This window comes from Pseudoalteromonas sp. P1-11, from assembly GCF_001399995.1.
Lineage (GTDB): Bacteria > Pseudomonadota > Gammaproteobacteria > Enterobacterales > Alteromonadaceae > Pseudoalteromonas > Pseudoalteromonas atlantica.
The window spans coordinates 445,932-457,231 of sequence record NZ_LJSP01000003.1 but is presented as its reverse complement, the minus strand read 5'-3'; the positions used below and the strand labels follow the sequence as shown (position 1 = coordinate 457,231).

Sequence of the window (11,300 nt, the reverse complement as noted above, 5' to 3'; positions counted from 1 at the left end):
GTATTTAGGTAAACATATTTTTACAGCGTAATTTTTGCAGATTTGTGAACTTTTGCTGTATTGACACGTTTACTTTGATAGTTCCACCAGAAATTTTGGTGGGTTTTAGAAAAACAAGTAGATGAGCTCCAATGTGAGCAAGATGGGCAAGTAACTGTGAAAAAGCAAAGACCTGTAAATCTAGATCTAACAACTATATCTATGCCGGCAACGGCTAAAGCATCAATCTTTCACCGCGTCACCGGTGTTGCATTATTTTTTGCTTTAACGTTTGTCATTTGGGCTTGGTCTGAGTCTCTTTCTTCAGCTGAAGGTTTTGAATTCGTCAAGGGTCTGTTTAGCGGATTCATTGCCAAATTCATAGCTTGGGGCACACTTTCTGTATTGGGTTATCACCTTATTGGTGGTATCCGTCACATCATTATGGATATGGGCCACTGGGAAGAACTTGAATCAGGTAACCTTAGCGCTAAAATTGCAATGGCACTTGGCGTTGTATTTGCCGTACTGGCAGGGGTGTGGATATGGTCTTAAATCAAGCAACTCTTAAACGTGATGGTGTACAAGATTTCGTATCTTTACGTACCACGGCACTAGTAATCACCGCATACGCGATTTTTATTATCGGCTATTTTTTAGCAACGCCAGAAGTCACTTTCGAAGCCTGGACAGGCCTATTCTCTAATCTAGCAATGAAGGGTTTTACACTTATTACTCTTGTATGCATGATGGTTCATACCCGCATTGGCCTTTGGCAAGTTTTAACGGATTACGTTAAAAACGCTAAACTACGCGCTGTTTTAGGCTTTGTATTAAACCTGATGGCCGTTGCTTACGTAGCTATTGGTCTAATCGTTTTATGGGGTGTTTAAGTGAAATATTCTGTTCGTGAATTTGACGCCGTAGTAATTGGTGCAGGTGGTGCTGGTATGCGCGCCGCTCTTGCCATTACCGAATCTGGCAAAACGTGTGCATTAATATCTAAAGTATTCCCAACACGCTCACACACTGTATCTGCACAGGGTGGTATTACAGTAGCGCTAGGTAATTCACACGAAGACAACTGGGAATGGCATATGTACGATACCGTTAAAGGTTCCGATTTTATCGGTGACCAAGACGCTATCGAATACATGTGTCAAACAGGCCCAGAAGCTATTACTGAATTAGAAAACATGGGTTTACCATTCTCTCGTTTTGAAAATGGCCGTGTTTACCAACGTCCTTTCGGTGGTCAATCGAAAAACTTTGGTGGTGAACAAGCTGCACGTACTGCAGCAGCAGCTGACCGTACTGGTCACGCTTTATTACACCTTCTATACCAACAAAACGTTAAAAACCAAACTAATGTATTCTCTGAGTGGTATGCACTAGATTTAGTTAAAAACGACAATGGCGATGTAGTAGGCTGTACAGCAATTGAGATTGAAACAGGTGAAATCACTTTCTTCAAATCAAAAGCTGTTGTACTTGCAACCGGCGGTGCTGGTCGTATTTTCGCATCAACAACCAATGCTCACATTAATACGGGTGATGGTGTTGGTATGGCAGCCCGTGCAGGCGTTGCTATGCAAGATATGGAAATGTGGCAATTCCACCCAACCGGTATTGCAGGCGCTGGTACACTTGTAACGGAAGGTTGTCGTGGTGAAGGTGGTTATCTTTTAAATAAAGATGGCGAACGCTTCATGGAACGTTATGCACCAAATGCTAAAGACTTAGCGTCTCGTGACGTTGTAGCACGTTCAATGATGACTGAAATCCGTGAAGGCCGTGGCTGTGATGGTCCTTGGGGTCCACACCTTAAGCTGAAACTTGACCACTTAGGTGAAGAAACGCTCAACTTACGCCTACCAGGCGTATGTGACCTTGCTAAAACTTTCGCACACGTTGATCCTGCTAAAGAGCCAATTCCAGTAATACCAACTTGTCACTACATGATGGGTGGTGTTCCAACTAACGTAAATGGTCAAGCGCTACAAATCGATGCTAACGGCAACGAAAAAGTAGTAGAAGGCTTATTTGCAGTAGGTGAAATTGCCTGTGTATCTGTACATGGTGCAAACCGCCTAGGTGGTAACTCATTACTTGATTTAGTTGTATTTGGCCGTGCTGCGGGTAACTTCCTAGGTAAATACCTAAACGAAGTTGAAATTACTAAAGCACCGACAGCATCTGATATTGACGCGTCTCTTGCACGCTTTAACCGTTGGGAAAATTCAACGGCTGGCCAAGGTGAAGACCCAGTTCAAATCAAAAAAGACCTACAACAATGTATGCAGCTTAACTTCTCGGTATTCCGTGAAGGTGAGTCTATGGCGACAGGTCTAAAAGAGCTTAAAGAAATTCGTGAGCGTCTGCAGCATGCACGTCTTGATGATAAATCATCAGACTTCAACACGCAGCGTATCGAATGTCTTGAACTAGACAACTTAATGGAAACAGCTTACTCAACTGCAGTAGCTGCAAACTTCCGTACTGAAAGCCGTGGTGCACACTCTCGCTTTGACTACCCAGATCGTGATGACGAAAACTGGTTATGTCACTCAGTATTCAATCCGGTAACGGATGAAATGAGCAAGCGTGACGTAAACTACGCGCCTAAGACGCGTGAAGCGTTCCCACCTAAAGCACGTACCTACTAGGAGCGAGACGATGGCACAAGTACAATTTTCAGTTTATCGTTACAATCCGGATGTTGATAGCGCACCTCGTATGCAAGAATATACTTTGCAAACAGAGGAAGGTCAGGACATGATGGTATTGGATGCACTTTTATTATTAAAAGAGCAAGATCCAACATTATCATTCCGTCGCTCATGTCGTGAAGGCGTGTGTGGCTCTGATGGCGTTAACATGAATGGTAAAAATGGTTTAGCATGTATTACACCATTATCTACGCTGCAAAAAGGCGGCAAAGGTACTATTGTAATTCGTCCTTTACCTGGCTTACCTGTGGTACGTGACCTTGTTATTGACATGAGTCAGTTCTACACTCAGTACGAAAAAGTTAAACCATACCTAATTAACGATCAGCCAGCGGCTGGTGAGCGTCTTCAATCTATTGAAGAACGTGATAAATTAGATGGACTTTACGAGTGTATTTTATGTGCATGTTGTTCTACATCGTGTCCTTCGTTCTGGTGGAATCCAGACAAGTTCATTGGTCCAGCAGGCCTTCTTCATGCTTACCGTTTCTTGGCAGATAGCCGCGATACGGCAACTGAAGAACGTTTAGCAGACTTAGACGATGCGTTCAGTGTGTTCCGTTGCCACAGTATCATGAACTGTGTTAGCGTTTGTCCTAAAGGTCTTAACCCGACCAAAGCAATTGGACAAATTAAATCTATGTTATTAAACCGCGCGGTTTAATCACTTAGTAACGTAAGATGGCTAATATTTTTATTAGCCATCTTGTTATGACAACTATTAATTTCTGCGCTAAAGAAAAGGGCTTATAAATGCACGAAGGTGTGATGAAGGCATGGCTAGAATCTTCACATTTAAACGGCGGTAACGTTGCTTATGTAGAAGAGCTTTATGAAGCGTATTTAGATGATGCGACTTCTGTGCCAGAAGAATGGCGAGAAGTGTTCGAACAATTACCAAAAGTAGATGGTGTGGATGTTGAAGTAAAGCATTCAGAAGTTCGTTCACAGTTTGCGGCGCTTGCTAAAAACAAGCATAGAGAGGTAGTGGTAGCAGAGGGTAGTGGCGGTGACCTTAAACAGGTTAAAGTACTACAACTTATTAATGCTTTCCGCTTTCGAGGACACCAAAATGCTAACCTAGATCCATTAGGCATTTGGCAACGAGAGCGTGTTCGAGATTTAGAGCTAGAATACCACGACTTATCTAAAGCTGATTTTGACCGCGAATTTAACGTAGGATCGTTTGCCGTAGGCCGCGATACTATGCCTTTAGGTGAACTATATCAGGCACTTAAAACCACCTATTGTGGTTCTATTGGTGCTGAGTATATGCACATCACATCAACAGAAGAAAAGCGTTGGTTACAACAGCGTTTAGAATCTGTTCAATCACGACCTACTTTTTCTAAAGAAGAAAAACTGCGTATCCTTAAAGGATTAACCGCAGCAGATGGTCTTGAAAAATATTTAGGTGCAAAGTTCCCAGGTGCTAAGCGTTTCTCACTTGAAGGTGGTGATGCGTTAGTTCCTATGCTTAAAGAACTTATTCACCGTGCTGGCGAAAGCGGGCAAAAAGAAGCAGTTATTGGTATGGCCCACCGTGGTCGCTTAAACGTATTAGTTAATGTGTTAGGTAAAAACCCATCTGAGTTATTCGATGAGTTTGCTGGTAAACACAAAGACACGTTAAGCTCTGGTGACGTTAAATACCATATGGGTTATTCATCTGACTTTGCGACCAAAGGTGGCAATGTTCATATGGCACTTGCGTTTAACCCTTCTCACCTGGAAATTGTTAACCCTGTGGTTATGGGCTCAGTAAGAGCACGTTTAGACCGTTTAGGTGACAGTTCAGGTAGCAAAGCATTACCTATTACTATCCACGGTGATTCTGCGATTACAGGCCAAGGTGTTGTACAAGAAACATTTAACTTGTCGCAAACAAATGCCTTCTCATGTGGTGGTAGTATCCGTATTGTTGTAAATAACCAAGTTGGTTTTACAACCTCAAAACAAGACGACGTACGTTCTACAGATTACTGTACTGACATTGCTAAAATGGTTCAGTCACCAATCTTCCACGTTAACTCTGATGACCCTGAAGCCGTTGCATTTGTTACACAACTTGCACTTGATTTTAGAAACCAGTTTAAACGTGACGTAGTAATCGATTTAGTATGTTATCGCCGCCATGGTCATAACGAAGCTGATGAGCCTAATGCAACACAGCCTCTTATGTACCAAAAAATTAAAAAGCATGCGGTTCCACGTTTAATTTACGCTGATCAACTTATGTCTGAAGGCTCATTCACTGAGAGTGAAATTAAAGCATTAGCTGATGAATACCGTAACGGCTTAGATGAAGGTAACTGTGTTGTTGAAGAAATTCAGCCAGAAACTTCGCACTCATCTGATTGGGCAAAATATGTTGGCCATGAGTGGAATGTTGAGTACGACGCAAGCGTACCGGTAGATAAGCTAAAAGCACTTGGCGAACAAGTTGCGCAGTTCCCTGAGCAATATAAAGCACAGTCTCGTGTTAAAAAGATTTACGATGACCGTAAGCTTATGGCAAGTGGCGAAAAACCACTAGATTGGGGTATGGCAGAAACACTTGCTTATGCAACAATTGCCTCTGAAGGCACAGATATACGTTTAACTGGCCAAGACTCAGGGCGTGGTACTTTCTTCCACCGCCATGCTGTAGTGCATAGCCAGTCAGATGGTTCAACTTACTTACCTCTTCAAAATTTAAGTGAAGACCAAGGTACTTTTGAAGTATTTGATTCTGTTTTATCAGAAGAAGCGGTACTTGCTTTTGAATATGGTTATGCAACAGCTGAACCTACATCATTAGTCCTTTGGGAAGCCCAGTTTGGTGACTTCGCAAATGGTGCACAAGTCGTATTTGACCAGTTCTTAAGCTCTGGTGAGCAAAAGTGGGGCCGTTTATGTGGCTTAACATGTTTGCTTCCGCATGGTTATGAAGGTCAAGGTCCAGAGCATAGTTCTGCACGTTTAGAGCGTTTTTTACAGCTTTGTGCTGATCACAACATGCAAGTATGTGTTCCTTCAACACCTGCACAAGTTTACGCTATGCTACGTCGTCAATCAGTTAGACCACTTCGTCGTCCATTGATTGTAATGACACCAAAATCACTACTTCGTCACCCACTTGCGGTATCTTCACTTGAAGAACTTTCACAAGGTGTATTCCATAATATGATCGACGAAATCGATGATATTAACCCTGAGAAAGTAGAACGCGTAGTATTTTGTAGTGGTAAAGTTTACTACGAACTATTACAAGAGCGTCGTAAGCTTGAGCAAGACAACATTGCTATTGTACGTGTGGAGCAGTTATACCCGTTCCCACATGCAGAAATGGACACGATTATGGAACGTTACCAACACGTTACTGATTTTGTTTGGTGTCAAGAAGAGCCGCAAAACCAAGGTGCTTGGTACTGTTCGCAACATCACTTTATTGATGCAATCCCACAGGGTGCTAAATTGACTTACGCAGGGCGTAAGGCGTCGGCATCTCCAGCGTGTGGTTACATGTCAGTACATACTAAAGAACAACAAGCGCTCGTTGCAGACGCGCTTACTATACAAAAGAAAGGATAAGCAATGAGCACAGAAATTAAAGTTCCTGTTCTTCCTGAGTCGGTTGCAGATGCTACCGTTGCTACATGGCATGTAAGTGTAGGCGACAAAGTAAGCCGTGACCAAAACTTAGTAGACATTGAAACAGATAAAGTGGTTTTAGAAGTGGTTGCACAAAATGACGGTGTAATTACTGAAATATCACAAGAAGAAGGTGCAACGGTACTTGGCGACCAAGTTATCGGTTTACTTGGTGATGCTGATGCAGCACCAGCAAGTGACAGTGCTCCGGCTAAAGAAGAAGCCGCACCTGAAAAATCAGAAGACGCGCCTGCGGCGCAATCAGCTCCAGCATCAGAAGGTAAAGAAGTGGACATTAAAGTACCTGTACTTCCAGAATCAGTTGCAGACGCAACAATTGCTACATGGCATGTACAACCAGGTGAAGCGGTAACTCGCGACCAAAACTTGGTAGATATTGAAACTGATAAAGTTGTTCTTGAAGTAGTAGCTCAAGAAGACGGTATCATGGGCGAGCAACTAAACGCAGAAGGCGATACTGTACTTGGCGAACAAGTTATTGGTAACGTTAAAGCGGGCGGCGCTCCAGCGGCACCTGCAGCTAAAGCAGAAGAAGCGCCTGCTGCAAGTGAGTCTAACGATAGCTCAGATGTGTTAACGCCGTCTGTACGTCGTTTAATCGCTGAAAAAGGGCTTGATGCGTCTAAAATTAAAGGCACAGGTAAAAACGGCCGTGTAACTAAAGAAGACGTTGATACTTTCTTAAAAGCACCTGCTCCAGCTGCTAAAAAAGAAGCTGCTTCAGCACCTGCTGCACCTATGGGTGACCGTACACAAAAACGTGTACCAATGACGCGCTTACGTAAAACCATTGCTAATCGTTTATTAGAAGCGAAAAACTCAACAGCAATGTTAACTACGTTTAACGAAGTAAACATGAAACCTATCATGGACCTTCGTAAGCAATACCAAGAAGTATTTGAAAAGCGTCACGGTATTCGTTTAGGCTTTATGTCTTTCTACGTGAAAGCAGTAACTGAAGCACTTAAGCGTTTCCCTGACGTAAATGCATCAATTGATGGTGACGATATTGTTTACCACAATTACTTTGATATCAGCATCGCTGTATCTACACCACGTGGTTTAGTTACACCAGTACTTAAAGATTGCGACAAACTATCTGTTGCTGAAATCGAGAAAGGTATTCGTGAATTAGCCCTTAAAGGCCGTGACGGTAAACTAACACTTGACGATATGACAGGTGGTAACTTTACCATTACTAACGGTGGTGTATTTGGTTCGTTACTTTCTACGCCTATTATTAACTTACCACAGTCATCAATCTTGGGTATGCACAAAATTCAAGAGCGTCCTATGGCTGTAAATGGTAAAGTTGAAATTCTTCCTATGATGTATTTGGCACTATCTTACGATCACCGCCAAATCGATGGTAAAGAATCTGTTGGTTTCTTAGTGACTATTAAAGAGTTACTTGAAGATCCAACTCGCTTATTACTGGATGTTTAATCGAGTAGTATGAAATATAAGCTGTGAATGACAATTCACAGCTTTTTTTTTGCGCCTTTGGTGTTACTGGGGTTTTCATGTTAAGCCTTGGGATCTATACTAGGTGCGCAATTTGGGATAGCTGTTTATTTGCATAAATATTCAGCTCTTTTAGTATAAAAAATTGGATAAAGCATCATGAATTTGCATGAGTATCAGGCAAAACAACTTTTTGCCGAATATGGTTTACCAGTTTCTCAAGGTTTCGCTTGCGATACACCTGAAGAAGCTGCAGCAGCTGCCGAAAAAATTGGCGGTGATATGTGGGTTGTTAAAACTCAGGTTCACGCAGGTGGCCGTGGTAAAGCTGGCGGTGTTAAGCTAGTTAAAACAATCGAAGAAGTAAAAGAATTCGCTGCAAACTGGTTAGGTAAAAACTTAGTTACTTACCAAACAGACGAAAATGGTCAGCCTGTTGCTAAAATTTTAGTAGAAAGCTGTACAGATATCGCTAACGAATTGTACTTAGGTGCAGTTGTTGACCGTGCTTCTCGCAAAGTTGTTTTCATGGCGTCTACTGAAGGCGGTGTTGAAATTGAAACTGTTGCTGAAGAAACTCCAGAGCTTATCCACAAAGCAGAGATCGATCCATTAGTGGGTCCTCAAGCTTACCAAGCACGTGAGTTAGGTTTTAAACTGGGTCTTAACCCTACACAAATGAAGCAGTTCGTTAAGATCTTTATGGGTCTTGGCAACATGTTCAACGATTTTGATTTCGCTCTTCTTGAAATCAACCCGTTAGTAATCACAGACGAAGGTAACCTTCACTGTCTTGACGGCAAAATCGGTATCGATGGTAATGCACTTTACCGTCAACCAAAAATCCGTGAAATGCACGATCCATCTCAAGAAGATGCACGTGAAGCTCACGCAGCAAGCTTCGAGCTTAACTACGTAGCACTAGATGGTAACGTAGGTTGTATGGTTAACGGTGCAGGCCTAGCGATGGGTACTATGGACATCGTAAACCTACACGGCGGCAAGCCAGCTAACTTCCTAGATGTTGGTGGCGGCGCGACTAAAGAGCGTGTTTCTGAAGCATTCAAAATCATCCTTTCTGACGATAACGTAAAAGCTGTTTTAGTTAACATCTTTGGTGGTATCGTACGTTGTGACATGATTGCTGAAGGTATCATTGGCGCAGTTAAAGAAGTAGGTGTAAACGTGCCTGTAGTTGTACGTTTAGAAGGTACTAACGCTGAATTAGGTCGTGACGTTCTTAAGAACTCTGGCCTAGATATCATCGCTGCTGAATCACTAACAGACGCTGCTGAGAAAGTTGTAGCTGCTGCGGAGGGCAAATAATGTCTGTATTAATCAATAAAGATACAAAAGTTATCTGTCAAGGTTTCACTGGTGGCCAAGGTACTTTCCACTCTGAGCAAGCGCTTGAGTACGGTACACAAATGGTTGGTGGTGTAAGCCCAGGTAAAGGCGGTCAAACGCACCTTGGTCTTCCAGTATTCAACACAGTACGCGATGCAGTTAAAGAAACAGGCGCAACAGCGTCAGTTATCTACGTACCTGCACCGTTCTGTAAAGATGCAATCTTAGAAGCTATCGATGCGGGCATCGAGCTAATTGTTTGTATCACTGAAGGTATCCCAACGCTAGACATGGTTGACGTTAAAGTTAAGCTTGATAACTCTGGTGTTCGTATGATCGGTCCTAACTGTCCAGGTGTTATCACTCCTGGTGAGACTAAGATTGGTATCATGCCTGGTCACATCCACAAGCCTGGTAAAGTAGGTATTGTTTCTCGCTCTGGTACTTTAACGTACGAAGCAGTTAAACAAACTACAGACGCTGGTTTTGGTCAGTCTACGTGTGTTGGTATTGGTGGCGACCCAATCCCAGGTACTAACTTTATCGACGTGCTAGAAATGTTCGAAAAAGATCCACAAACTGAAGCAATCGTAATGATTGGTGAAATTGGTGGTACTGCAGAAGAAGAAGCTGCAGAGTACATTAAAGCTAACGTAACTAAGCCTGTTGTTTCTTACATTGCTGGTGTAACTGCACCAGAAGGTAAGCGTATGGGTCACGCTGGCGCAATCATCGCAGGCGGTAAAGGTACTGCTGATGAGAAATTTGCTGCACTAGAAGCTGCTGGCGTACAAACTGTACGTTCACTTGCTGATATCGGTAAAGCACTTAAAGAGAAAACAGGCTGGTAATCAGTTTGCTTAATCTTTAAAAAGGCTCGCATTTGCGAGCCTTTTTGTTATTGGCTTAAAAATTAGTATGGGTAACTAATGTGTTGAAAAAACCGTACTGATAAATCTTATCGTTCTTTATTTATTGCCAGCTCTGAGCACATAGCATGTATTGTTTTTTCTACTTGATTCATAAAGCGGCCGTAGCCCATTTCATGTTTATCTTTATGGGTGGCAACAATCACAAAATGTAGTGACTCAACTAACTTTTCAGCATTGAAAAAAATATGTATTTGCGTGGCTGTGCCATTCACATCAAAACTTATTTTTTGTAATTCTGCATTCCCATCATTTTTATCTATTTGGCTATTACGCACTATGGGCCTTGCACCATTAGCAACCATAGCGCCGTGAGATAATTCGTATCGCTCGCAGCACCCTTTAAATGATTGGGCAAAGTAGTTATAAAACTCAGTGTAATTATTTTTATTTATTAAGCTTTGAAATTGCGTTTTAATGCCGCGCGAAACCGGTATAGAAAACGTTGCATAGGTCATTTCTGCATGCTCGGCGGGTATTTTACATTGGCGAGCTAAATAACGAGGGTATAGGCTTCTAAGTTTGTAGCCGTAACTTTGGTTACAGCCTTTGCTCTTGGCAAATAAGTCATAGGTTAAATGCTGATGATCGCGAAGCTTAAACTGGGGTTGTTCAATAAATAATTGTGTTTGTAAATTATCTAACACTTTTTGCACCCTGCTGTGAAATTGTGCCGAGCTTGCGCGTAAATCATCACCGGTAGCTAAAAATAACAAGCGAATTTTTTTACTTTTAAAAGTAGGGGTGTAGTGTAGTTTGTGCGCTTCGTGGTAACGCGGGTTGTAAAAAAACAACATTTGCTTTGCTGTTTCTAATTGATACGACTCATCATGAAATCTGACAACGGGTAATTTGTCGTTAGCGAGTAGATGTACATTATGTAACTCGTATTCATCACAGCTTGCAAATAGTTGCTTGGCAATGCGGGTATAGCAACTATCGATATCGCTAAAACTAGTGTAAATGTCATCAGTGGGTGTTATTTCAGCGAGTAAATAGTGATTAGCTCGCGCATTTGTTGGAATATAAACTCTGTGTTGTGTAGAACTGGCCATCTTTGAATCCTTTTAAGGAGCTTAAGTTTAGGTACTATAAATGCCTTTCATGACTCAAATATTGCGCTAAAACAAATTTAAGTAATAAACTAATGCACCATTGCCATAATAACTAGAATAAACCCGCATCTAGTGCTGTATGT

At 42.1% G+C, this 11,300-nt stretch carries 9 protein-coding genes; 8 read left to right on the top strand and 1 reads right to left on the bottom strand.

The window, feature by feature from the left end; all coding sequences use genetic code 11:
• Positions 1–156: 156 nt before the first annotated feature.
• The 8 genes from sdhC (at position 157) to sucD (ending at position 10,024) form a co-directional block, all read left to right on the top strand.
• Entirely contained in the window at positions 157–534 is a 378-nt protein-coding gene (gene sdhC, locus AN390_RS07755; protein ID WP_084554498.1) for a succinate dehydrogenase, cytochrome b556 subunit, read from the top strand.
• Positions 525–872 (top strand): succinate dehydrogenase, hydrophobic membrane anchor protein, encoded by a 348-nt coding sequence (gene sdhD / locus AN390_RS07750; RefSeq protein ID WP_004586684.1) that lies wholly within the window; start codon positions 525–527, stop codon positions 870–872. Before sdhC ends, sdhD begins: the two co-directional genes overlap by 10 nt.
• Entirely contained in the window at positions 873–2,645 is a 1,773-nt protein-coding gene (gene sdhA, locus AN390_RS07745; protein ID WP_004586683.1) for a succinate dehydrogenase flavoprotein subunit, read from the top strand.
• Positions 2,646–2,655: 10 nt separating this feature from the next.
• Entirely contained in the window at positions 2,656–3,372 is a 717-nt protein-coding gene (locus AN390_RS07740) for a succinate dehydrogenase iron-sulfur subunit (RefSeq protein WP_055253694.1), read from the top strand.
• Positions 3,373–3,461: 89 nt separating this feature from the next.
• Entirely contained in the window at positions 3,462–6,281 is a 2,820-nt protein-coding gene (locus AN390_RS07735) for a 2-oxoglutarate dehydrogenase E1 component (RefSeq protein WP_004586681.1), read from the top strand.
• A 3-nt stretch (positions 6,282–6,284) separates the two neighbouring features.
• Positions 6,285–7,808, top strand: coding sequence for a 2-oxoglutarate dehydrogenase complex dihydrolipoyllysine-residue succinyltransferase (gene odhB, locus AN390_RS07730; protein WP_024033546.1), 1,524 nt, complete (start codon positions 6,285–6,287; stop codon positions 7,806–7,808).
• 177 nt (positions 7,809–7,985) lie between these two features.
• Positions 7,986–9,152, top strand: a complete 1,167-nt coding sequence (gene sucC, locus AN390_RS07725) for an ADP-forming succinate--CoA ligase subunit beta (protein ID WP_004586679.1) — start codon at positions 7,986–7,988, stop codon at positions 9,150–9,152.
• Positions 9,152–10,024: a succinate--CoA ligase subunit alpha gene (sucD, locus tag AN390_RS07720; protein ID WP_004586678.1), complete on the top strand. Its 873-nt coding sequence runs from the start codon at positions 9,152–9,154 to the stop codon at positions 10,022–10,024. The genes sucC and sucD overlap by 1 nt, the downstream gene beginning before the upstream one ends.
• Before the next feature lie 107 nt (positions 10,025–10,131).
• Here the strand turns inward: sucD and AN390_RS07715 are convergent, their stop codons facing one another.
• Positions 10,132–11,157 carry a DUF3083 family protein gene (locus AN390_RS07715; RefSeq protein ID WP_055253692.1) on the bottom strand — a complete coding sequence of 342 codons (1,026 nt, stop codon included), beginning with the start codon at positions 11,155–11,157 and terminating at the stop codon, positions 10,132–10,134.
• Positions 11,158–11,300: the final 143 nt, after the last annotated feature.